The 23,022-nt window shown below is 71.4% G+C and carries 18 protein-coding genes, 1 tRNA gene and 3 pseudogenes; 10 read left to right on the forward strand and 12 right to left on the reverse strand.

The window, feature by feature from the left end:
- Positions 1–62 precede the first annotated feature (62 nt).
- Positions 63–1,280 (forward strand): Ig-like domain-containing protein, encoded by a 1,218-nt coding sequence (locus ACFV20_RS29835; protein WP_385662091.1) that lies wholly within the window; start codon positions 63–65, stop codon positions 1,278–1,280.
- A 239-nt stretch (positions 1,281–1,519) separates the two neighbouring features.
- Entirely contained in the window at positions 1,520–2,266 is a 747-nt protein-coding gene (locus tag ACFV20_RS29840; RefSeq protein WP_385662094.1) for a DUF6227 family protein, read from the forward strand.
- 43 nt (positions 2,267–2,309) lie between these two features.
- On the opposite strand, the gene ACFV20_RS29845 is transcribed toward ACFV20_RS29840, so the two are convergent.
- The 5 genes from ACFV20_RS29845 to ACFV20_RS29865 form a co-directional block, all read right to left on the reverse strand.
- Entirely contained in the window at positions 2,310–2,468 is a 159-nt protein-coding gene (locus ACFV20_RS29845) for a hypothetical protein (RefSeq protein ID WP_385662097.1), read from the reverse strand.
- A 117-nt stretch (positions 2,469–2,585) separates the two neighbouring features.
- Positions 2,586–4,643 (reverse strand): fructose-specific PTS transporter subunit EIIC, encoded by a 2,058-nt coding sequence (locus ACFV20_RS29850; protein ID WP_385662100.1) that lies wholly within the window; start codon positions 4,641–4,643, stop codon positions 2,586–2,588.
- A 274-nt stretch (positions 4,644–4,917) separates the two neighbouring features.
- Complete coding sequence (gene pfkB / locus ACFV20_RS29855) at positions 4,918–5,865, reverse strand: 1-phosphofructokinase (RefSeq protein ID WP_385662103.1); 948 nt, start codon at positions 5,863–5,865, stop codon at positions 4,918–4,920.
- A complete protein-coding gene (locus ACFV20_RS29860) occupies positions 5,862–6,623 on the reverse strand; it encodes a DeoR/GlpR family DNA-binding transcription regulator (protein ID WP_385662106.1) in 762 nt (253 codons plus the stop codon). Before ACFV20_RS29860 ends, pfkB begins: the two co-directional genes overlap by 4 nt.
- Before the next feature lie 166 nt (positions 6,624–6,789).
- The gene (locus ACFV20_RS29865; RefSeq protein ID WP_385662109.1) at positions 6,790–8,295 is read right to left on the reverse strand and encodes an MFS transporter; all 1,506 of its coding nucleotides are present in this window, start codon (positions 8,293–8,295) and stop codon (positions 6,790–6,792) included.
- Between the two features lie 62 nt (positions 8,296–8,357).
- On the opposite strand from ACFV20_RS29865, the pseudogene ACFV20_RS29870 reads away from it, so the two are divergent.
- Positions 8,358–9,326, forward strand: a pseudogene (locus ACFV20_RS29870) (helix-turn-helix transcriptional regulator); the annotation flags it as partial.
- Between the two features lie 294 nt (positions 9,327–9,620).
- Here the strand turns inward: ACFV20_RS29870 and ACFV20_RS29875 are convergent.
- Positions 9,621–10,427, reverse strand: a complete 807-nt coding sequence (locus ACFV20_RS29875; RefSeq protein WP_385662111.1) for a TetR/AcrR family transcriptional regulator — start codon at positions 10,425–10,427, stop codon at positions 9,621–9,623.
- A 480-nt stretch (positions 10,428–10,907) separates the two neighbouring features.
- Complete coding sequence (locus ACFV20_RS29880) at positions 10,908–11,906, reverse strand: RNA polymerase sigma factor RpoD/SigA (RefSeq protein WP_031144436.1); 999 nt, start codon at positions 11,904–11,906, stop codon at positions 10,908–10,910.
- A gap of 194 nt (positions 11,907–12,100) precedes the next feature.
- Here ACFV20_RS29880 and ACFV20_RS29885 point away from each other — a divergent pair, with 194 nt between their 5' ends.
- On the forward strand, positions 12,101–12,619 hold the full coding sequence (locus ACFV20_RS29885; RefSeq protein WP_385662115.1) for a GNAT family N-acetyltransferase: 519 nt from the start codon (positions 12,101–12,103) through the stop codon (positions 12,617–12,619).
- Positions 12,620–12,641: 22 nt separating this feature from the next.
- On the opposite strand, the gene ACFV20_RS29890 is transcribed toward ACFV20_RS29885, so the two are convergent.
- On the reverse strand, positions 12,642–13,427 hold the full coding sequence (locus ACFV20_RS29890) for a dioxygenase (protein ID WP_385662118.1): 786 nt from the start codon (positions 13,425–13,427) through the stop codon (positions 12,642–12,644).
- Positions 13,428–13,517: 90 nt separating this feature from the next.
- On the opposite strand from ACFV20_RS29890, the gene ACFV20_RS29895 reads away from it, so the two are divergent.
- On the forward strand, positions 13,518–14,051 hold the full coding sequence (locus ACFV20_RS29895) for a MarR family winged helix-turn-helix transcriptional regulator (protein ID WP_385662121.1): 534 nt from the start codon (positions 13,518–13,520) through the stop codon (positions 14,049–14,051).
- A 291-nt stretch (positions 14,052–14,342) separates the two neighbouring features.
- Here ACFV20_RS29895 and ACFV20_RS29900 read toward each other — a convergent pair whose 3' ends face one another.
- Together ACFV20_RS29900 and ACFV20_RS29905 are read right to left on the reverse strand one after the other, a co-directional pair.
- On the reverse strand, positions 14,343–15,884 hold the full coding sequence (locus ACFV20_RS29900; protein ID WP_385662124.1) for an MFS transporter: 1,542 nt from the start codon (positions 15,882–15,884) through the stop codon (positions 14,343–14,345).
- Positions 15,885–16,134: 250 nt separating this feature from the next.
- On the reverse strand, positions 16,135–16,779 hold the full coding sequence (locus tag ACFV20_RS29905) for a TetR/AcrR family transcriptional regulator (protein ID WP_385662127.1): 645 nt from the start codon (positions 16,777–16,779) through the stop codon (positions 16,135–16,137).
- Between the two features lie 520 nt (positions 16,780–17,299).
- On the opposite strand from ACFV20_RS29905, the gene ACFV20_RS29910 reads away from it, so the two are divergent.
- The 3 genes from ACFV20_RS29910 (at position 17,300) to ACFV20_RS29920 (ending at position 20,884) form a co-directional block, all read left to right on the forward strand.
- Positions 17,300–18,643 carry a M6 family metalloprotease domain-containing protein gene (locus ACFV20_RS29910; protein WP_385662139.1) on the forward strand — a complete coding sequence of 448 codons (1,344 nt, stop codon included), beginning with the start codon at positions 17,300–17,302 and terminating at the stop codon, positions 18,641–18,643.
- A 116-nt stretch (positions 18,644–18,759) separates the two neighbouring features.
- On the forward strand, positions 18,760–20,580 hold the full coding sequence (locus ACFV20_RS29915; protein ID WP_385662130.1) for an IclR family transcriptional regulator C-terminal domain-containing protein: 1,821 nt from the start codon (positions 18,760–18,762) through the stop codon (positions 20,578–20,580).
- Positions 20,581–20,808: 228 nt separating this feature from the next.
- A tRNA-Arg gene (locus ACFV20_RS29920) sits at positions 20,809–20,884 on the forward strand.
- Between the two features lie 77 nt (positions 20,885–20,961).
- Here ACFV20_RS29920 and ACFV20_RS29925 read toward each other — a convergent pair.
- Positions 20,962–21,373: pseudogene (locus ACFV20_RS29925) on the reverse strand (tyrosine-type recombinase/integrase); the annotation flags it as partial.
- Between ACFV20_RS29925 and ACFV20_RS29930 the strand changes: the two are divergent.
- Both ACFV20_RS29930 and ACFV20_RS29935 read left to right on the forward strand, forming a co-directional pair.
- Positions 21,358–21,672 carry an ATP-binding protein gene (locus ACFV20_RS29930; protein WP_385662141.1) on the forward strand — a complete coding sequence of 105 codons (315 nt, stop codon included), beginning with the start codon at positions 21,358–21,360 and terminating at the stop codon, positions 21,670–21,672. The pseudogene ACFV20_RS29925 and the gene ACFV20_RS29930 sit on opposite strands and share 16 nt — an antisense overlap.
- Positions 21,666–22,081, forward strand: a pseudogene (locus ACFV20_RS29935) (hypothetical protein). Before ACFV20_RS29930 ends, ACFV20_RS29935 begins: the two are co-directional and overlap by 7 nt.
- A 33-nt stretch (positions 22,082–22,114) precedes the next feature.
- Here ACFV20_RS29935 and ACFV20_RS29940 read toward each other — a convergent pair.
- Entirely contained in the window at positions 22,115–22,489 is a 375-nt protein-coding gene (locus ACFV20_RS29940) for a DUF6193 family natural product biosynthesis protein (RefSeq protein ID WP_385662133.1), read from the reverse strand.
- Positions 22,490–23,022 lie beyond the last annotated feature (533 nt).

Genomic DNA, 23,022 nt, shown 5'->3' on the forward strand with positions numbered 1-23,022 from the left:
GGCCCCTCTTCTCCCACGTACTGGAGCGGATCACACAACATCACACGAACTGGGAGCAGCCCGTGACAACGCCGAACATTTCAGCGCGGCGCACTCTGGGGGCCTGTGCCGCCCTGATGGTCGGCGCCCTGACGCTCACCGCCTGCGGTGGCAGCGCCAACGCCGAGGACGACGGGAAGGACGGCAAGGGCGGCGGCAAGACGTCCGTCGCGAAGATCGCCATCTCGGCGAAGGACGGTTCGACCGGCGCGTCCATCAACAAGACGGGCGTGAAGGTCAGCGAAGGGAAGCTGACCGACGTCAAGATGACGGTGGCGGGCAGCGGCCAGGCCGTGGAGGGCTCGATCTCCGGCGACGGCAAGGTGTGGAAGCCGAAGGAGCAGCTGGAGCGCGGGACCAAGTACCAGATATCGGCGACCGCCAAGGACGCGGACGGCCGGACGGCCGCGGCCAACTCGATCTTCACGACGGTGTCGTCGTCGAACAGCTTCATCGGGACGTACACGCCGGACAACGGCACGACGGTCGGTGTGGGCATGCCGGTGTCGTTCACCTTCGACAAGGCCATCACCGCCCGCAAGGACGTGCAGTCGCACATCGAGGTGACGTCCAGCAGCGGGCAGAAGGTCGTCGGGCACTGGTTTAACGGGCAGCGGCTGGACTTCCGGCCCGAGGAGTACTGGAAGGCCGGCTCCAAGGTCACGGTGAACATCGACCTGGACGGGGTCGAGGGCGCGGACGGCGTCTACGGCGTGCAGAAGAAGACGGTCACCTTCACGGTGGGCCGTTCGCAGGTCTCCACGGTCGACGTCAACACCCAGACGATGACGGTCGTCCGGGACGGCAAGACCGTCAAGACGGTCCCGATCTCGGCGGGCAGCCCGGAGCACACCACGTACAACGGGCAGATGGTGATCTCCGAGAAGTTCGTCCAGACCCGGATGAACAGCCGGACGGTCGGCCTCGGCGGCGAGTACGACATCCCGGACGTGCCGCACGCGATGCGTCTGACCACGTCGGGCACCTTCCTCCACGGCAACTACTGGTACAACAAGGGCAACCCGCCCTTCGGCCGTGAGGGCACCAGCCACGGCTGCGTGGGTCTCGCCGACGTCCAGGGCGCGGGGGGCAGCACGTCCGCCAAGTGGTTTTACGACAACTCCCTCATCGGGGACGTGGTGATCGTGAAGAACTCCCCCGACAAGACAGTGGCACCGGACAACGGGCTCAACGGCTGGAACATGGCGTGGAGCCAGTGGACCGCCGACAGCGCTTCCTGATCGGCTGCACGCACCTCTGCACCTCCAGGCACCTCCAGGCACCTCTACACACCTCTGTGCACCTCTGAACGACCGCCCCAGCTGGGGTTTTTGACGGACCGACCGGGCCGCGCGGGAACTTTTCGCGCGGCCCGGGCGTTTTCCCGGACGTACGTTTTCTCGGTTCCCGGACATGATGTCCGACCGAGGGGCTACGGTATGCACCCACAAGGTGACATGCAGCAACGCCGGGAGAAACCTTGAGCGTTCCGTACGAGACGGCACCGTACGAACCCCACGACTCGCCCGAGTCTCCGGAGGAGCACCTCGCGCGCCTCCTCGGCCGCGCCCTGAACTCCTTCGAGCTGCCGGACGAGGCGATCAGACGCCTGGACTGCGCGCTGGCGCACGACGGTTCGCTGCACTCCGCGCACCACAGCGCGGGCCTGCACCGGGAGACGTACCGGCACACCTGGCTGCTCGCCGACGGTTCGGCGCTCACCCTCTGGGAGCTCGTCCACAACACCGCGGCGGGCAGCGAACCGCAGCACGAGGTGTACGCCGACGAGGAGGAGCTGCGCGCCGCCACCGCCCGGCTGCCGCTGCCGCCGGACACGCCCGACTTCGAACTGCCGGTGACGGTGCAGCTGTCACCGGTCCCGGCGCCCCGGCACGCGTACGCCGCGGAGGATTCGGCGGACCACGCGCGCAGGTTACTGCGCCGGGCGGAGAACGTGGACCGGCCGGGCGCGGAGACGGCGGCCCTGCTCGCCACGGCGTCCGGGCATCAGATCACGCAGGCCTTCGGGCGGCCGTGCCGGGCGGGCCGGGCACAACTGGGCTTCTCGCTCTACGAGCACGCGTTCCTGCTGCGCGACGGCGACGAGATCTCCCTGTGGGAGGTCGAGCACACGGCGACGCCGGACGGGCGGCACATGTGTGAGGTGTACGCGACCGAGGACGCGGCGCGTGAGGCGATGGAGCGGCGGGCGGCCCAGCTGTCCTGAGCGCCGCCCTCCCGGCCTGCTGCCGAGGAGCAGCCCCAGGCCGTCAGGGGCGTCTGTCGCCGAGCTGACGCACCAGCGCGGCGAACGCGTCTCTCTCCTCGGCGGTCAGCTCCACGGACTCCGACCGGGGGCCCGTCTGCCGCTGCTGCGGGAGGGCGGGGAGGGGGTGGCCTTCGGGCCATCGGGAGGCGTGCTCGGGCATGCGCCCAGTAGACACCACGGCCCGGGACCATGGTCCCGGGCCGTGATTTTCGTGATCTATCTCGCAGGTGGCATGAACGGTTCACACGTCCCGAATGGGGCGAACCGCAAGCGCGTGTCAGGCCGCGACGGGCTGCTTCGTCTCGGGCGTGCGGGCCTCGTCGTCCACCGCGGAGGCCGCGGCGGCGCCCGGGGCCGGCTTGCGCATGCCCTTCAGGACGACGACCAGGGCCGTCGTGACGCAGACGCCCGCGGCGATGGCGACCAGGTAGAGCAGCGGGTTGCCGATCAGCGGGACCACGAAGATGCCACCGTGCGGGGCACGCAGGGTCGCGCCGAAGGCCATCGACAGGGCGCCGGTGACCGCGCCGCCCGCCATGGAGGCCGGGATGACGCGCAGCGGGTCGGCGGCGGCGAAGGGAATCGCGCCCTCGGAGATGAAGGAGGCGCCGAGCACCCAGGCGGCCTTGCCGTTCTCGCGCTCGGTCGGGGTGAAGAGCTTGCCGCGCACGGTCGTCGCCAGGGCCATGGCCAGCGGCGGGACCATGCCGGCCGCCATCACCGCGGCCATGATCTTCATCGCCGAGTCGCTGGGGCTGGACACCGCGATACCGGCCGTGGCGAAGGTGTAGGCGACCTTGTTGACCGGGCCGCCGAGGTCGAAGCACATCATCAGGCCGAGGAGGGTGCCGAGCAGGATGGCGTTGCTGCCGGACAGGCCGTTCAGCCAGTCGGTCATGCCCTTCTGGGCCTCGGCGATGGGCTTGCCGATGACGACGAACATCAGGAACCCGACGATCGCCGAGGAGATCAGCGGGATCACCACCACGGGCATGATGCCGCGCAGCGCCGCCGGGACGTTCACCTTCTGGATCGCCATCACCACGCCACCGGCGATCAGACCGGCCGCCAGGCCGCCGAGGAACCCGGCGTTGATGTTGAACGCGATCATGCCGCCGACGAACCCGGGGACGATGCCGGGCCGGTCGGCCATGCCATAGGCGATGTAGCCGGCGAGGACCGGGACGAGGAAGCCGAAGGCGACGCCGCCGATCTGGAAGAGCAGGGCCGCCCAGCTGTCGGCCTGAGTCCACAGGAAGTGGTCCATCACCGACGGGGCCTTGTTGATCTTGTAGCCGCCGATCGCGAAGCCGAGGGCGATGAGCAGACCGCCCGCGGCGACGAACGGCACCATGTAACTGACGCCGGACATCAGCCACTTGCGCAGCTTGGTGCCGTAGCCCTCGCCGGACTCGCCCGCACGATCCACCGGAGTGGCCGGGGCGGAACCGGAGGTGACCTCGCCGCGCGCGGCCTTCTCGCGGACCTCGGTGATGAGTTCGGCGGCGCGGTTGATGCCGGCCTTCACCCCGACGTCGACGGTGGGCTTGCCGGCGAACCGCTCCTTCTCCCGTACGGGCACGTCATGGGCAAAGATCACGGCGTCCGCCGCCGCGATGACCTGCGGGTCGAGGCGGGTGAAACCGGCCGAGCCCTGGGGTTCGACGGTGAGTTCGACGCCCGCCTCACGGCCGGCGTTCTCCAGCGACTCGGCCGCCATGTAGGTGTGGGCGATGCCGGTGGGGCAGGAGGTGACGGCGACGATGCGGAACGGCCGCTGCGGGGACGGCTCTTCGGCGGCGGTGTCGTCGTCGGTGACCGTGGCGGCGGCGGGAGAGGCCGCTCCCGCCGACGCCACGGGGTCTTCGGAACCCGCGGGTGCGGGTGTGTCCGGCTCGTCGCCGCGGATCAGGGCCGCCGCGGCCGACGCGTCGCTCACCGCGCGCAGGGCGTCGGTGAACTCGCTGTTCATCAGCTGCCGGGCGAGCGAGGACAGGATCGTCAGATGGGCGTCGTCCGCACCGGCCGGCGCGGCGATCAGGAAGATCAGGTCGGCGGGGCCGTCCGGGGCGCCGAAGTCGATGCCCTCGGCGCTGCGGCCGAAGGCGAGCGTCGGCTCGGTGACGTGCTCGCTGCGGCAGTGCGGGATGCCGATGCCGCCGTCGAGGCCGGTCGGCATCTGGGCCTCACGGGCCGCCACGTCGGCGAGGAAGCCCTCCAGGTCGGTCACCCGGCCCAGGGCCACCATGCGCTCGGCGAGCGCACGGGCCGCCGCTTCCTTGGTGTCGGCGGAGAGGCCGAGGTCGACCAGGTCCGCCGTGATCATGTCGCTCATCGCGGGCTCCTTAGCACGCGTATCGCCCGGTGGGAGGGGTGGGCGGGGAGGGGGACGGGGGTGCGGTGGGGGGTGACGGGGGTGGCGGCAGGGCCCGTGAGTAAGGGGGAGGGGGCCGGCCGCTCGCGCGTGGGTGCGCGCTGCTCGTCGTAGGTCATGACACCGGCTGCTCGGTACGTCAGGACACCGGCTCCTCGGTACGTCACGACACCGGCCGCTCGGTACGTCACGACACCGGCTCCTCGGTACGTCACGACACCGGCCGCTCGGTATGTCATGACACCGGCTCCTTCAGCGCGCGGTCCGCCGGGACCTCGGCTGTGACCGTCACCGCTGCCGGGTCCAGGTCGCCCGGCTTCGGCATCACGCTGCCGGGCAGCTGGACGGCGGCGGCGCCGTGCGCGACCGCGGAGGCCAGGGCCTCGGGGCCGTCGCCGCCGGCGATGAGGAAACCGGCGAGGGAGGAGTCACCGGCGCCCACGTTGCTGCGGACGGCCGCCACCCGGGCGCTGCCGAACCAGGCGCCGTCGCCGGAGACGTACAGCTGTCCGTCGGCGCCGAGGCTGGCGAGGACGGCCCGGGCGCCCATCTCGCGCAGTTCCTCGGCGGCCTTCACGGCGTCACCGACGGTGGCGAGGGGGCGGCCGACGGCCTCGGAGAGCTCCTCGGCGTTCGGCTTGACCACGTCCGGCCGCTCGCGCAGGGCCGCCAGCAGCGCGGGCCCGGAGGTGTCCAGGGCGATCCGTGCCCCGGCGGCGTGCGCGCGGGCGACCAGCTCGGCGTACCAGGAGGGGGCGAGTCCGCGGGGGAGGCTGCCGCAGCAGGCGATCCAGGAGGCGTCGCGGGACTGCTGCCGCACGGTCTCCAGGAGCAGTTCGCGCTCGGCGCCGGACAGTTCGGGGCCGGGTGCGTTGATCTTCGTCAGGACGCCGTCGGACTCGGCGAGGGCGATGTTGGAACGGGTCGCTCCGGCGACGGGGACGGGCGCGACCTCGATGCCCTGCTGGTCGAGCAGGTCGGCGACGAGGGCGCCGGGGGCGCCGCCCAGGGGCAGGACCGCCACCGTGCGCTGCCCGGCGGCGGCGACGGCGCGCGAGACGTTCACGCCCTTGCCACCCGGGTCCATCCGCTCGCCGGTGGCGCGGATGACCTCGCCGCGGTCGAGGGACGGCACCTCGTAGGTACGGTCCAGGGACGGGTTCGGGGTGACGGTGAGGATCATGCGCGCACTACTTCCGTGCCGCCGCGCTCGATCGCGACGGCGTCTTTGGGGCTCAGCCCGCTGTCGGTGATCAGCAGGTCCACATCGCTCAGGTCGCCGAAGCGGGCGAAGTGCTCCTGGCCGTGCTTGGAGGAGTCGGCGAGCAGCACCACCCGGCGGGCGGCGGCCACGGCCGCGCGCTTGACGGCGGCCTCGGCGAGGTCGGGGGTGGTCAGGCCGTGTTCGGCGGAGAAGCCGTTGGCGGCCACGAACAGCACGTCGGCGCGGATCTCGCCGTATGCCCTGAGCGCCCAGGCGTCCACAGCGGCGCGTGTGCGGTGCCGTACGCGCCCCCCGATGAGGTGGAGCTGGATGCCGGGGTGGTCGGCCAGGCGGGCCGCGATGGGGAGGCTGTGCGTGACCACGGTGAGGGAGGCCTCCAGGGGGAGGGCGGCGGCCATCCGGGCCACCGTCGTCCCGGCGTCGAGGATCACCGTGCCCTCGGTCGGCAGTTCCGCCAGGGCCGCCTTGGCGATGCCGTCCTTCTCGTCGGCGGCGGTCGTCTCGCGCTCGGCGAGGTCCGGCTCGAAGTCGAGGCGCCCGGCCGGGATGGCCCCGCCGTGCACCCGGCGGACCAGACCGGCGCGGTCGAGGGCCTTCAGATCCCGGCGGATCGTCTCCGCCGTCACCTGGAACTCCTCGGCCAGCGACACGACATCCACTCGGCCGCCGTCACGGGCGAGCCGGAGGATCTCCTGCTGCCGCTCCGGTGCGTACATGTCCGTTCGCCTCCGCCTCATGCCCGAACGTGTGGTTTCAGCGGGAGGCTACGCCGAGATTTCCGCAAAGTAAACAGGTTCGGACCCAAACGGGCATGAGTGGAAGGGCGCAGCGGGAACGCGAACGGGCCCGGCACCACCGAGGTGCCGGGCCCGTTTCCGACGGTCAGGCCAGAACCGCTTCCTTCTCCCCCACCGGCTCCTGTTCACCCTCCACGTGCTGCGCGGGTCGCTTCGGCAGCGCGAACATCAGCAGGAAGATGGCGCCCATCACCGCGGCGACCCAGCCGAGCGCGTTCTGGAAGGCGTCCACGAAGGCCGGGCCGATCTGCTCCGGCCGCAGGTGGTCGGAGATCGTGCCGAAGAACACCACCGACACCAGGGCGAGCCCCAGCGCGTTGCCCATCTGCTGCACCGTGTTGATCAGGCCCGACGCCGAACCGGCGTGCTCGCGCGGCACCTCCGAGAGGATCGCGTCGGTCAGCGGAGCGACGATCAGCCCCATGCCGACGCCCATCACGACGAGCGGGAGCGCCATCTGCCAGGGGGCGATGGCCAAGCCGTAGTGCCCGGACTCCCCGATGTAGAGGAGCACTCCGGCGCCCATCACCAGCGCACCCGCCTGCAGCACCTTGCGTCCGAAGCGCGGGACCAGCATCTGCACGGACATCCCGGCGGCGGCCGACACGGCGATCGAGAACGGCACCCCGGTCAGGCCCGCCTTCAGCGGGCTCCAGCCCAGCCCCAGCTGCATGTACAGCGTCCACACGAGGAAGAACACGCCCAGCGCGATCCCGAAGACGGTCTGCACGGCGATCCCGGCCGCGAAGCTCTTGACCTTGAACAGCGACAGCTCGACCAGCGGGGACCCGTCCCGCGCGGTCTTGCGCCTCTCGTACGCCACCAGCACCGCGAGGACGACCAGCGAGCCGGCCATCGAGACGTAGCCCCACACCGGCCAGTCCAGCTCGCGGCCGCGGATGAGCGGGTAGAGCAGCATCAGCAGACCGAGCGTCACGAGCGCGACGCCCCCCAGGTCCAGCTTCAGGGCGCGCGGCGCCTTGGACTCCGTGATGAAGCGGCTGCCGAGGATCAGTCCGGCGACACCGACGGGCAGGTTGATCAGGAAGATCGACCGCCACTCCCAGCCGAACAGGTTCCACTCGGTCAGCAGCGCACCCAGCAGCGGACCGGACACGGCCCCAAGGCCGACGACCGCGCCGAACAGCCCGAACACCTTGCCGCGCTCGTGTGCCGGGAAGGTGGCGTGCACGATCGACAGGACCTGCGGCACCATCAGCGCCGCCATGCCGCCCTGGAGGAAGCGCGAGGCGACCAGCATCTCCGGGTTCACGGCGAGGCCGCACAGCGCGGAGGCGACCGTGAACCCGCCGATGCCGACGAGGAAGATCCGCTTGCGCCCGTGGATGTCGCCGAGCCGTCCGCCGGTGATCAGGCCGGCGGCGAAGGCGAGGGCATAACCGGCGGTGATCCACTGGATCTGGCTGAAGGACGCGCCGGACTCCCGCCGGATCGACGGTATGGCGATGTTGACGATGGTCACGTCGACGAGGTCCATGAAGGCCGCGGTCATCACGATCGCGAGGGCGAACCAGCGCCGGCGGTCGGTCCCGCCGCCCGCCGTGCCGAGGGTGGTGTCGGTGGAGTTCATGCGTCGAAGTTAGACCGCCACTAGGTCAGATCGTGTCCTAGTGGTGCGGCATCCTCATCGGTATGACGACGGATACTCCGGCGCGGCTGCTGACGCTCCTCTCCCTCCTCCAGACGCCCCGCGAATGGCCCGGCGGCGAGCTCTCCGAGCGGCTCGGGGTGTCGCGCCGCACGGTGCGGCGGGACATCGACCGGCTGCGCGAACTCGGCTACCCCGTGCAGGCGACCAAGGGCGCCGACGGCGGCTACCGGCTGGTCGCGGGCAAGGCCATGCCGCCGCTGGTGCTCGACGACGAGGAGGCGGTGGCCATCGCGGTGGGGCTGCGCGCCGGGGCCGGGCACGCGGTGGAGGGCCTGGACGAGGCCTCGGTGCGGGCGCTGGCCAAGCTGGAGCAGGTCCTGCCGGGCCGGCTGCGCCACCGCGTGACCACCCTGCAGGCCGCGACGACGCCCCTGACCAGCGGCGACGGCCCCAGCATCGCGCCCGAGACCCTGACCGTCATGGCCTCCACGGTGGCCGGGCACGAGCGGCTGCGGTTCGCCTACCGCGCGGCGGACGGCACACAGACGCGGCGCCTGACGGAGCCGTACCGGCTGGTGTCCACGGGCCGCCGCTGGTACCTGGTGGCGTACGACATCGACCGGGACGACTGGCGCACGTTCCGCGTCGACCGCGTCAGCGAGCCGTTCGCCACCGGGGCGCGCTTCGCACCGCGCGAGCTGCCCGCGGGGAACGCGGCGGAGTTCCTGCGGCGCTCGATGCAACGGCAGCACCAGTCCTACGACTTCGAGGTCACGTTCGCCGCCCCGGCCGACGTCGTCGCGGCCCGGGTGCCCCACTGGCTGGGCACGCCCGAGCCGTTGGACGACGACAGCTGCCGACTGCGGGGATCCGTCGGGGACGCCGTGCAGTGGGTGGCGTTCCGGCTGGCGATGCTGGAGTGCGACTTCGTGGTGCACCGGCCGGAACAACTCGTGACGGCGGTCAGGGAGTTGGGGGCACGGTTGAGCAGGGCAGCCGGGGCGCCGGACGCGGGCGGGATACCGGACGTGGGCGCGATACCGGGCATGGGCGGGATGCCGGAGGCGGGCGCGCTAACGGACGGGGGCGCGACACCGGACGGGGGCGGGATGCCGGACGCGGGCGCGACACCGGACGGGGGCGGGATGCCGGAGGCGGGCGCGACACCGGACGGGGGCGCGATAACGGACGGGGGCGGGATGCCGGAGGCGGGCGCGATACCGGAGGCGGGCGGGACACCGGGCGGGGGCGGGACGCCGGGCGTGGGCTGGATGCCGGATGCGGGCGGGGTGTGAGCCGTCGCGTCAGCGTCCCCAGGGGAAGTCCCGCAGGGCCGCGAGATTGCGCAGGGCGAGTTCCGCCGGACCGTCCGGTCCCTCGACGGGCCCGTCCCCCGCCGCCCAGGCCTCCAGGGCCGCCCGTACGGCGGCACTGGCCACGGCGGCGGCGAAGCGCAGCTCGGGGCTGAGCGCGGGTGATTCCCCGGCCGCGACGGCAACGTTGTCGTCACCGTCCGGAGCCACGCCCGCCGCCGCCACCGACCCGGCCGCCGCCCCACCGTCCGCCGCCGCCACTGCCTCGGCCGCCGCCCCACCGTCCGCCTCGGCCACCGCCTCGGCCACTGCCGGCGCACCGGCACGTGTCACCCGTTCCGCCAGGACCTCCCCCAGGCGCCGCTCGGACGCCTGGCACACCTCCGCCCACACCCGGCGCAGGGACGGGGTCGCCTCGGCCAGGCGCAGCAGCGTGCGCACCCACTCCCACGAGGACGCCGAGACGGCGACGCCCGGGGTGAGGGTGTGCCGCACCCCTTCCTCCAGCGCCCGCGGCACACCGGCGCCGGGGGGAGCGGCGCGCACCGCCTCCACCCAGCGCTCGGCGCCGGTGGCGTAGAGCGGGGCGACGGCCTCCTCCTTGGTGGCGAAATACCGGTAGAAGGTGCGCGGGGCGATACCGGCGGCCTGGGCGATGTCCTCCGCGCGGGTGGCGCGCAGGCCGTGCCGTACGAAGAGACCGGCCGCCGCCCGGGCGATCTCCATGCGTGTTTCCGCCTTCCGCCGCTCGGTCAGCGAGGTCGGAGACGGGGGCGGAGGCGGGGTGGTGCTGCTCACGCCCGGCAGGCTATGCCCATGTGACACAATCTGCCATCTGGCGGGCCACCCCGTGGTTCAGGTACGGGGTGGCCCGCCCTCCAGACGGAACCCTCCGGACACAACGAGAGCCGGGCCCCGGCGTCCGGGGGGAAGGACGCCGAAGCCCGGTCTCGGGGAAAGTCCCGGCGCCGGGGGGAGTGCGACGGGACGTGGCTTGTCGGGGGGCCCAGGGGGTGTGGCCCCGGGTCCGAACTGGTGGACCCAGAAGTCTTGTTCCCTGAGTCCGCGGGTTGAAGCGGCGTTACATCGCCATGTTTGCGCGGTCTTTCGCCACCCGGCGTACGCGGTGCCCCTCGGGCGCACACGGTCCGTCACCCACGGGCTGGGGGAACGCGTCGTACGCCCGGATACTCACCGGGTGCACCGGTCCCCGGCCTCGGGGCCGGGGATCGGGGACCGGGGACCGGGGACCGACGGTCGGGGCGCAGGATCGGGGCTTTACGCCGCCGCGTCGAAGCCGGTGCTGCGGGCCAGCTTCTTCAGCTCCAGCAGCGCGTGCTTCTCGATCTGCCGGATGCGCTCGCGGGTCAGGCCGTGCTCCTTGCCGACCTCGGTCAGCGTGCGCTCCCGGCCGTCCTCGATGCCGTAGCGCATCTTGATGATCGACGCCGTGCGCTGGTCGAGCCGGCCGATCAGGTCGTCCAGCTCCTCGCTGCGCAGCAGTGTGAGCACCGACTGCTCGGGCGACACCGCCGACGTGTCCTCCAGGAGGTCGCCGAACTGGGTCTCGCCCTCGTCGTCCACCGACATGTTCAGCGAGACCGGGTCGCGGGCCCAGTCCAGGACGTCGGTGACCCGCTCGGGCGTCGAGCCGAGCTCGGCGGCGATCTCCGCGGGCTCCGGGTCCCGGCCGTGCTCACGGTTGAACTCGCGCTGCACACGGCGGATCCGGCCGAGCTCCTCCACGAGGTGGACGGGCAGGCGGATCGTGCGGGACTGGTCGGCTATGGAGCGGGTGATGGCCTGGCGGATCCACCACGTGGCATACGTGGAGAACTTGAAACCCTTGCGGTAGTCGAACTTCTCGACCGCGCGCACCAGGCCGGCGTTGCCCTCCTGGATCAGGTCCAGCAGCGGCAGGCCGCTGCGGGGGTAGCGGCGGGCGACGGCGACGACCAGACGCAGGTTGGAGCGGATGAAGACGTCCTTCGCGCGCTCGCTGTCGTCGACCAGGGCCTGCAGCTCCTCGGGCGAGGCCCCGGCCTTGTTCTCCTCCAGGCCGTCGAGGATCTGCTGGGCGAACACACCCGCTTCGATGATCTGGGACAGCTCGACCTCCTTGGCGGCGTCGAGCAGCGGCGTACGCGCGATCTCGTCGAGGTACATGCCGACCAGGTCGCGGTCGGCGATCTCGCCGCCATGGGCGCGAACACTGCTTGCCGCGTCGGCCGTCTCGCCGGTGGCGGACTGACGACGGGCGACGGCACGGGTTGCCATGCGAGCTCCCTTGCGATGGTGAGGTCAGCGGGTGGTCCTTCGGACGCTGGACTCCGTCTTCCGGGACTCTCCGGACTCTCCTCGGGTGCCCTGCATCCGATGGAAACAACGACTGGAATCAGGACAGAATTCCCAACCAGGCCCCCGATTTTTCTGATCATGCAGTATCCTGCCCGGCCACACGAGGAGGCCCGATGCCGTCACAGTCCACAGAGGTGCAGGTCAGGCCGGGGGTCGAGGATGACCTCGAGGCCCTCACGGCCCTCTACAACCACTATGTGGCTGAGACGGCGATCACATTCGATACCGTGATCTTCACTCCGGAGGAGCGCCGCCCTTGGCTGCTCTCCCACCCTGAAGACGGGCCGTACCGCCTGATGGTTGCCACGGAGCCGCAGACAGGGCGGATCCTCGGCTACGCCACTTCCAGCCCTTTCCGCGTGAAGCCCGCTTATGCGCCCTCCGTGGAAACAACCGTGTACGTCGCCCCGGGCGCCGGCGGTCGCGGCGTCGGCTCGCTCCTCTACACGGCCCTCTTCGAGGCCCTGTCCGGCGAGGATCTGCACCGCGCCTACGCGGGCATCGCACTGCCGAACGAGGCGTCGGCGCGGCTGCACGAGCGGTTCGGCTTCCGGCACGTCGGCACGTTCCGGGAGGTCGGCCGCAAGTTCGGCCGCTACTGGGACGTGGCCTGGCACGAGAAGCCGCTGTAGGCGCCCGGCCCCCGGGACCTGCTCAGCCGAACTGCACCGACCGCTTCGCCAGTCCCATCCAGAACCCGTCGATCACGGACTTCTGCGCGTCCAGCTCACCGGTGGCGTCGGCCGCGCCCATGGTCACGAACAGCGGGGCGAAGTGCTCGGTGCGCGGGTGGGCGAGCTGCCCCGCGGGCGACTTGCGGGTGAAGTCCAGCAGCGCGTCCACGTCACGCGCCTCCAGCGCCCGCCGTCCCCAGTCGTCGAACTCGGCCGACCAGGCGGGGATGCCGCCCTGCCGGAGCGCGGCCAGGTTGTGGGTGAAGAAGCCGGAGCCGACGATGAGCACACCCTCGTCCCGCAGGGGCGCGAGCCTGCGGCCGATCTCCATGAGCCGGACCGGGTCGAGCGTCGGCATGGACACCTGGAGGACCGGGAGGTCGGCCTCCGGGTACATCTCGACCAGCGGGACGTACGCGCCGTGGTCGAGGCCGCGGTCGGGGACGTCCTGGACGGGGATGCCGGGGGCGCGCAGCAGTTTGCGTACGGACTCCGCGAGCTCCGGTGCGCCGGGGGCGTCGTACTTCACCCGGTAGTAGTGCTCCGGGAAGCCCCAGAAGTCGTAGACGAGCGGGACCGTCTCGGTCGCACCGAGAGCGAGCGGGGCCTCCTCCCAGTGGGCGGAGACGATCAGGACGGCCTTGGGGCGCGGCAGACCCGCGGACCATGCGGCCAGTTCACCGGGCCAGACGGGGTCGTCGGCCAGGGGCGGGGCGCCGTGGCTCAGGTAGAGAGCGGGCATGCGCTCCTGGGTGGCGGCGGACATGCTGCGGCTCCTTCCGAAACGTGGTTCCCTGACAAAACTGTACGGGCCATTTGTTTAAAGTTCAAGGAGGGCCCACGTAGAGTGGAACACATGAAGGCACCCGCATCCGTACCGACAACCGGCTCACCCGCCCGCCCCCAGGAGCCGCGCTGGCTCACCGACGAGGAGCAGCGCGTCTGGCGCTGGTTCATGGAGGGCGTCACCCTCCTCGACGACCATCTCGACCGCCAGTTGCAGCGTGACGCGGGCATGCCGCACGTCTATTACGGCCTTCTGGTCAAGCTCGCCGAGGCGCCGCGGCGCAGGCTGCGCATGACCGAGCTGGCGATGCTGGCGAAGATCACCCGCTCCCGGCTCTCGCACGCGATCGCGCGCCTGGAGAAGAACGGCTGGGTACGCCGGGAGGACTGCCCCGACGACAAGCGGGGCCAGTTCGCCGTCCTCACGGACGAGGGCCTCCAGGTGCTGCGGCAGACCGCGCCGGGCCATGTGGAGGCCGTACGCCAGGCGGTCTTCGACCGGCTCTCCCCGGAACAGCAGAAGTCCCTCGGCGAGATCATGCGGATCGTCGCCGAGGGACTTCAGCCGGCCGAAGCGGGTGCGGACCTGCCCTGGCTCCGCTGAGCTGACGCGGGGCCAGGACAGGTCCTGGATTCCGTGGGTACGAGGCGTCCCCTTCCTCGTGCCCACGGGTGGCCCGAAGGGGTTGCGGTGCCGGGGGCCACTACGGTGGCGCGGCACTGCGGGGGTGCGGCGCTGCGGGGGTGCGGCACTGCGGGGGTGCGGCACTGCGGGGGTGCGGCACTGCGGGGGTGCGGTGTGCGTGCCACTACGGTGGCACGGCACCGCGAGGGGGGGTGCGGTGCGCGGGCCACTACGGGTGGCGCGGCACCGCCGGGGTGCGATGCGCGGGCGTCAATGGGCGACGACCGGGATCTGCACCTCCTCCGCCGCCTCCTCGCCGGAGGACGCCACCGTCGTACCACCCGGGCGGCCGGCGTTGACGAACGTCAGGGCGATCGCGGCGGCCACCACGAGGATGCCGACGGCGAACCAGATGGCGCTGGTGTAGCCCTGCACCATGCCCTCCAGCTGGACCAGCTGCTGCTGGGACCGGCTGGTCGCCCCGGCGATGTGGTCGGCGACGTACGCCGTGGTCGCGGAGGCGGCGATGGTGTTCAGCAGGGCCGTGCCGATCGCGCCGCCCACCTGCTGCGAGGTGTTGACCATCGCGGAGGCGACACCGGCGTCCCGCGGCTCGACGCCCTGGGTGGCCAGCGACATGGCCGGCATGAACGCCGTACCCATGCCGAGACCGAGCAGCAGCATCGCGGGCAGCAACAGGGCGGCGTACGACGAGCCGATCTCCAGCTGGGTCAGCAGCAGCATGCCGAGGGCGGCGACCAGGAAGCCGGGGCCCATCAGCAGGCGCGGCGCGACCCGGGTCATCAGGCGGGTGCCGATCTGCGTGGAGCCCGTGATCATGCCCGCGATCATCGGCAGGAAGGCGAACCCGGTCTTGACCGGCGAGTAGCCCTTCACGATCTGCAGGTAGTAGGTCAGGAAGAGGAACAGGCCGAACATCGCGATGATCGCGAGACCGAGGGAGAGGTAGATCCCGCCGCGGTTGCGCTCGGTGATCACGCGCAGCGGCAGCAGCGGGGCCTTGACCTTCGCCTCGACGAGCACGAAGGACGCCAGCAGCACGGCCGAGGCGACGAACATGCCGACGGTGACGGAGTCGCTCCAGCCGTCGGACTCGGCGCGGGTGAAGCCGTAGACGAGGGCGACCAGGCCGAGGGTGGACAGGATCACGCCGGGGATGTCGAGCGGGGAGCGGTTGCGGCCGCCCTCGGGCTCACGGATGACGAAGTACGCGCCGGCCGCGGCGACGATGGCGAACGGGATGTTCACGAAGAACGTCCAGCGCCAGTCCAGGTACTCGGTGAGGAAGCCGCCCAGGATCAGCCCGACCGCGCCGCCACCGCCGGCGATCGCGCCGTAGATGCCGAACGCCTTGGCGCGCTCCTTGGCGTCGGTGAACATCACCGCGAGCAGGGAGAGCGCGGCGGGCGCGAGCAGGGCACCGAAGACGCCCTGGAGGGCACGGGCACCGAACATCATCGCCTCGTTGGTGGCCGCCCCGCCGAGCGCGGAGGCCGCGGCGAAGCCGCCGAGCCCGAGGACGAACGCCCGCTTGCGGCCCCACAGGTCGGCAATCCGGCCGCCGAACAGGAGCAGACCGCCGAAGGCGAGGGCGTAGGCGGTGACGACCCACTGCCGGTTGCCGTCGGAGATGCCGAGGTCCTGCTGGGCGGAGGGCAGGGCGATGTTCACGATGGTGGCGTCCAGGACGACCATCAGCTGGGCCAGGGCGATGAAGACGAGCGCTTTCCAGCGGAACGCGTCCGGCTCTCTGACCGGTGCGCCTGGCGTCTTCGAGGTTGTTTCAGACATGGGGATACCCACTTCGGGACTTCGTGACGGAAAAAGGTGACGAAAGGCGGCGAAAGGTGACGGCTCGTCGAGGGGACGTGCCGCAGGGACTGTCATCCAGGGTTCAGACGGGTGGGGCGGCCTGAACTCATCGGGCTGAGGCGACCGGACTGAGCCGATCGGGCTGAGGCGACCGGACTGAGCCGATCGGGCTGAGGCGACCGGACTGAGCCGGTCGGGCTGGGTGGGTGGACGGGGCAGGGCGGGGCGGTCAGGGCCGGCGCAGATCCTCCATGGTGACGGCCGCACCCGGCAGGACGGAGCGGGCGGGAGCCCGCAGCCCGTCCAGGAACAGCTGAAGGTGGCGGTGGACGAAGCGGTCGGCGCGGAAGCAGTCCGTGCCGGCCGGGGGCCGGCTGAGCTGGGCCACGGCGATCATGATGTCCCCCACGTCCACGTCGGACCGGAGCTGTCCGGCCGACCTGGCGCGGTCCATGACCTCCGCGATCAGCCGCTCGACCCGTTCGCGGGCGGCCTCCAGATCCGGGTGGTGCTGGTCGAACGTGCTGGAGACCATCGGGCACAGCGCGCTGATCCGCTCGTCGGCGGCGGCGTGCACGAAGCGCTCCAGCGCCTCGAACGCGTCGCCGGTCTCCGTGAGCGCGGCCTCGGCGGCCGCGGCCGTGCGGCCCATGACCGAGCAGACGACCTCGCGGACGAGCGCGTCGCGGTCCGGGAAGTTGCGGTACACCGTGGCATTGCCGACGCCGGCCCGGCGGGCGACCTCGTCGAGCGGCACCTCGGGGCCGTGCTCGACGAACATCTCCCGGGCGGCGGTGACGATCCGCTCCCGGTTGCGCAGGGCGTCGGCGCGAGGCCGGGGCGCCTTGCGCGCTTCGGGGGTGGCGGTCTGCACGGCGTACTCCTGGTGGTGGCTGAGGGTTACTGCTCCGATCCGGGGAGCGGGTCCCCGTTTCGGTCGGACACATGGCTAAACGGGGAGTGGGTCCCCGGTATTTCCCGCTCCCGGAGAAATTCTTTGTGACCTGGCTCACAAATTGCTGGAGGGGGCGGGCCACCGGGGGTGCTGGGCGGAGGGGCGGGGGCTGCGGAGGGCCCGGAGCCTGCCTCGCGAGCCCGGAGCCTGCCTCGCGGATCCGGAGCCTGCCTCACGAGCCCGGAGCCTGCCTCCGTTCGCGCATTCGGAGCCTGCCTCGCGGACTCGGAGTCTGCCTCGCGCGCCCGGTGCCCGCCTCACGAGCCCGGAGCCTGCCTCGCGAGCCGGGTGACGTCCCGCCCCACCCCTACTGACGGGAAACCCACGATCGGTCTCCTCCAGCGCGCGTCCCCCCATCCGGCGACGCAGGGTGATCGGAAGGGTGCAGCCGGAGACGGGAGGCTGCCGTGGCGCGGGAGGTCCCTTGCAGGTCCCTTGCATACAGCCGCAGCCCCGGCGCCCCCACCCGGACGGCACGGGGCCGCCCCGTCACCGGATACCCAGACGGCGCCTGGCCGCCCTGGCCTGCGTGACCGCCCTGACCTTCACGGTCAGCACCTCGGCCGGAACGGGCGGTCTCACCCCCGGCACCAGCACCGCCGGAGCAGGCCCGATCGTCCTGTCCCACACGCCCGCACACGGCCCCTGCATGATCCGCGGCGCACGCGAGGTCCAGATGTCCGAGGGCATCCCGACCCCCACTGGCTACACGCGCTCCACCGGCACCGTCCGCGCCCTCACCCTGATGATCGACTTCTCGGACGCCCCCGGCGAGGGAGACGCCCAGGACCGTTTCCGCGAGTTCTTCCCGCAGACCCGCGAGTGGTTCCGCACCAGTTCCTACGGCCGCCTCGACTACCGCCCCGAGACCCCCGTCCCCGGCTGGCTGCGGATGCCGAAGTCCTTCCGGGAGTACGGCATAGGGCGCGGGGCCCCGTTCGAGCCCGGCTACCGCACCCTCGTCCAGGATCTCGTCGCCGAGGCCGACCCGGAGGTGGATTTCCGCGCGTACGACCTGCTGAACGTGCTGGTGAGCCCCAACGCCGGCCCCTCCGCCCTGGACACGGTCCTGTCCGTCACCTTCGCCGGCAACCCGGACGCCCCGGTCGCCGACGGCGTACCCGTGGCCAACGCCTCTTTCGTCTACTCCCGCCAGGACGACGGCTCCGGCTCCTACGACCGCACCGGCTACCGCGTCCTCCCCCACGAGAACGGCCACGTCTTCGGCCTGCCCGACCTGTACACCGCGGAGGGCGGGGGCGCGGTCGGCCACTGGGACATCATGAGCGAGGACTGGGGGGCCAACAACGACTTCCTCGGCTGGCACAAGTGGAAGCTGGGCTGGCTGGACGCCGCCCAGGTCCACTGCGCGTCGTCCCCCGGCACCACCGAGTACACCCTGACGCCCCTCGCGGAAGCCGGCGGTTCCAAGCTGGTCTTCGTCCCCCTCGACGGCAGGACCGGTTACGCCGTCGAAGTGCGCACCCGCGCCGGCAACGACGAGGCGGTGTGCCGCCCGGGCGTACTGATCTACAGGGTCGACGCGGAGGTGGACACGGGCATGGGCCCGGTCACCGTCACCGACTCCCACCGCGACAGCGGCGGCTGCACCCGCGCACCGAACGTCCACGCGGAGCTGTCCGACGCGCCGTTCACCCCCGGAGAGACGTTCCGGGACGCGGGCCACGGGATCACGATCGAGGTGCTGGGGGTGGGCGCGGGGGTGGGAGCCGCGGGGGCGGGGGCGGAGGGGGGATACCGGGTGAGGGTGACGAGGCGATAGAGAGCGGGACTTCTCTCCCCCGCCCCTGTCCACCCGGTACTGATCTCCGCTTACTCGGACGACTGGGATTACGGTGGGCCTGCCGCGACCGTCGCGAGCGCCGTACCGGAGAGCCGATGCCTGCGAAGCCCGTGTCCGAGCCCCAGGAGGGTGCCGCCTCGCCGGCCGACGAGACGGGGCAGAGGGGCGTGCCGAGAAACGTCCTGGGCAACGCCTCGGGGGACGCGTCGAAGGGCGCCTCGGGGGAAGTACAGAGGGACGTCCTGCGCGACGCCTCGGGGGAAGTACAGAGGGACGTCCCCGCGGAGGCGGTCACCCCGCTCATCCGCGGCATCGCGGTACTGCGGGAACTGACGGAGGCGAACGGCACGCTGAGCCTGAGCGGCCTCGAACGGGCCACCGGCCTCGCCCGCTCCACCGTCGACCGCATCACCGCCACGCTCGCCCGCACGGGCTACGTCCGCTTCGACGGCCGGGACGTCCACCTGTCCCCCCGCCTGATGGAACTGGGCAACGCGTACCTGTCCGCCCTGCGTCTGCCCGCGCTGCTGTCCCCGCACGCGGACGCGCTCGCCGACGAACTGGACGAGTCGGTCTCGCTCGCGGTCGCCGACCTCGACGGCATCCGTTTCATCCACCAGGCGACCCGCCGCCGCGCGATGTCCCTCAGCTTCCGGATCGGCGACCTGCTCCCCGCCGAACGCACCGCGCCCGGACCGCTGTTCGCGACGGAGTGGACGGACACGGACTGGCGACGCTGGCGAAGGCGCAGGGCGGCGGACCCGAGAGACCTGTCCTTCACGGCCGTACCGCCGCGCACGTACGGGGCGGACGAGCGGGACGCCGAGACGTTCGTACGCCGCACGCACGAGGCGTCGGCGAACGGCTGGTCCCTGGACGACCAGCTGATCGAGCCGGGCCTGGTGGCGATCTCGGTACCGGTCCGGTCACCGGGCGCGGACGGCGCGATCGCGTGCGTGGCGAGCGTGGTGAGCCATACGAGCCGCCACAGTGCGCAGCGCCTGCGTACGGCGCTGCTCCCGAGGCTGCGGTCAGCGGTGCGCGCCATGGAACGCGAGCTCCGGACCACCCCGCCCCCCGAGCCCGGCCCGCCCCCCTCGGACCTGGCGCGCTGGACGGGCACGTCCAAGCAGCAACTGGGCCGCGAGTTCGTGGAGTCGCTGGCGCGTGGCCTGACGGTCGTCACGGCGTTCGGCGAGGCCGGGCCGGAGCTGACCCTCACGGAAGTGGCCCGGGCGACGGGCCTGGCCAGGGCGACGGCCCGCCGCGCCCTGATCACCTACCAGCACCTGGGCCTGGTGGCCGCGACGGACCGCACGTTCACCCTGACCCCCCGGGTGCTCTCCCTGGGCTTCCCGCCCCTGTCCCGTACGTCCCTCCCGGAGATCGCCCAACCCCACCTGGCCGAGCTGACGTCCCGCATCCACGAGTCGACGTCACTGGCGGTGCTGTCGGAGTCGGGCGAGGAGATCCAGTACACGGCCCGGGTGGCGACGGCCCGGGTGATGAGCGTGGACATCACGGTGGGCACGCGCCTGCCGGCGTACGCGACGGCACTGGGCAGGATCCTGTTGGCGGACGCGCCCACGCCCCTGCCGGAGCCTGCGAACCTGCGCGCTCTGACCCCCCACACGATCACGGACAAGCCTCGCCTGGAGCAGACCCTGGCCGCGGTCCGTGCGCAGGGCTACGCCTTGGTGGACGAGGAGTTGGAGGAGGGCCTCCGCTCCCTGGCGGTCCCGATCCGCGACCGGTCGGGCCGGGTGGTGGCGGCCCTGAACACGGCGATGCATGTGAGCCGCCGCACGCCGAGGGAGTGCGTGACGGACCTCCTCCCGGAACTGACGAGGACGGCCACCCACATCCAGACGGACCTCCACACAGCGTCCCGCCACACCCGCATCCGCCCCTCCTGACCCCACCCCGCATCGGCCCCTCCTGACCCAACCGCATCCGCCCCTCATGACCCCGCCCGGCTGGGCCCTCTCCCCCGACACCGCATACGACGCCCACCCGTCTGCGCCCTACACCCACCCCGCATCCTCGACCGACCTGACCCCCACACCCGCCGACCCACATCCGGTACGCTGACGCCTGTGGTCCTCCCAGACCACGGGCACGTCGCTCCATGCGTCACTGCCACTGCCTTCGTAGCTCAGGGGATAGAGCACCGCTCTCCTAAAGCGGGTGTCGCAGGTTCGAATCCTGCCGGGGGCACCAGGCCAAAAGGGCCCGCACCTACGACTTTCGTAGGTGCGGGCCCTTCTGACATCCACATCTGACATCAACGGCGTCAGTCACGGACGACCGGGGCGCCTCCGCAGCAGTCGGTCAATGTGGCTCATGGCCTCGCGCTGGGTGTCCTGCACGAGGTGCGTGTACACGTCCATGGTGATGCTGATCTGCGAGTGCCCCAGGATCTCCATCACGACGCGGGGCGCGACTCCGCCCGCCGTGAGCAAGGTGGCCGTCCCGTGGCGGGCGTCGTGCAGCCGGACCACGCGGAGGCTGGCGGACTGGGCGACGCACGTGAGCGAGCGGTAGCCATTGCGCGGCTCAACCGGGCGACCGGTCCGGGTCCTGAAGACGTAGGCCGACTCCTGCCGCACCTCCCCCGCCTTGGCTCGGGTAGCGGCCTGCCGGGAGGTCCGCCGGCCCGCCGCTGGACACGGGACATCCTGCGGGGATAGCCCCTGGCCGACGACGCCGAACCGATCGTGAGCGAGCTGAGCGCGAACGCGATCCTGCACACGGCGAGCGGCGGCCTCGGCAGCTTCCACCTGGCCCTCGCGGTCTCCCCCAAGGTGGTCGCCCTGTCGGTCACCGACGAGGGAGGGACGGGCACGGCCCCGAAGGTCGAGCAGCCGAGCATGGACGCGGTACACGGCCGCGGCTTGGGCATGGTCAGCGTCATCGCACACCGAGTCGTCGTCCACGGCAGCCACAACGGCTACACCGTCACCGCCGAACTCTTCACGGACACCCGGCCGGGAGGACACCCGTGCTGATGGACAAGCCACAGCGGGGCTTTTGGTGCGGGTGCTGGACGACGTCCACGACGAGACAGGACCGCTGGCACTCCGAGCGTCGTTCGACACCTACACGGCACCACAAGCGGACAGATGGGTAGCGGTCGCCCTGCGCACCATCTCATCAGCGCTCGACCCGGACGCCTCCGACGAGGCCTGGGCCTGGCTCTACGACGGCCGCATCGATACGCGACGAGCCCTCTTACGCATGGAACCCTGCACGGTCACCATGGAACCCTGCACGGTCACCGTGACCCACGCCAGCACCTGCATCACATGGACGATCCGGCCAGTGGTCTTCCTACCGATGGCTCACCGTCAGAGCGTCGATCTTCCCGCGTGCGCATCCGACTTCACGTCCCGCACCACAGTGTCTAGTCCCAGGTGATGTTTTTGGTCTTTGGACTGTGTCACCGCACCGTCAGCCGCCGTTTCTCTCCTCGGTGACGAGGGCGTCGCGGTTGACGACGGCGGGACCACAGCCCGGTGGCAAGCGCTCAACGACCATCACCACGGCTGCCTCGGCACTGTCAGCCTCTCCCACAAACTCAGACCTTGACGGCCCTTCCACGCGGAACCGACCGCCAGGCTGTGGCCCTATATACGGGACATCCCACGTCCAAGGGCTCTCGATGCAACGGCTGAAGTGCAGTTCCCACATACCAGTCCAGGGAAAGAGCTTCCGAAGCTGAGGCTCGGCGTAGGCAGCTCGCACCAACTCACGGTCCACGTAGCGCCAGCCGAGCAGCCTTTGCCACTCAGCCTCTGTTCTGGCTGCGGCATCCAGATCTGCCATGATCAGCATCTTTCCACACAGACCACACAGAGAACACGGCCACTGTCAACCATCAGCTGGGACCGAAGTGTCAAGCATCTACTGGGACCCGACAACGTCCCGCACCTCAGACTGAGTTGCAACTTTCTCTACTGGTTTCAAGACGGCTCGCTCCGCTCACCGCGCGCAGGCCCGGCCCCCGGCCGGGCCTGCGCTCCGGTCTCCGCCCCGCTCCAGCCCGGCCGACGCCCGTGCCGCGCTACAAGCATGCAGACGCCTGATGCCAGAGAAGGGGTACGTCGTGGCTGGGGCGGTCGGCTCCGCGGCTTTACGGAGCCACTTAGGCGCGAGCCTCGAAGATCATGGCCCCAACGTCGTGCTTTATCGGGCAGGTCCACAGACTGCCCGACGCGCCGCAAGCTTACGGGGCCATGATCACTCGCGCCAAAGCAGCGCCACCCCAAAGCCGCTCCGTAAGGTGTTTGGCGGTCCGGAAGAGTGGGGTGTGGCTCTAAAGTCGCTTGCCCCCGGTGGCTCCGGTGGAGTGGCCGCCC

Origin of the sequence: Streptomyces sp. NPDC059696, from assembly GCF_042733745.1 — a bacterium.
GTDB lineage: Bacteria > Actinomycetota > Actinomycetes > Streptomycetales > Streptomycetaceae > Streptomyces.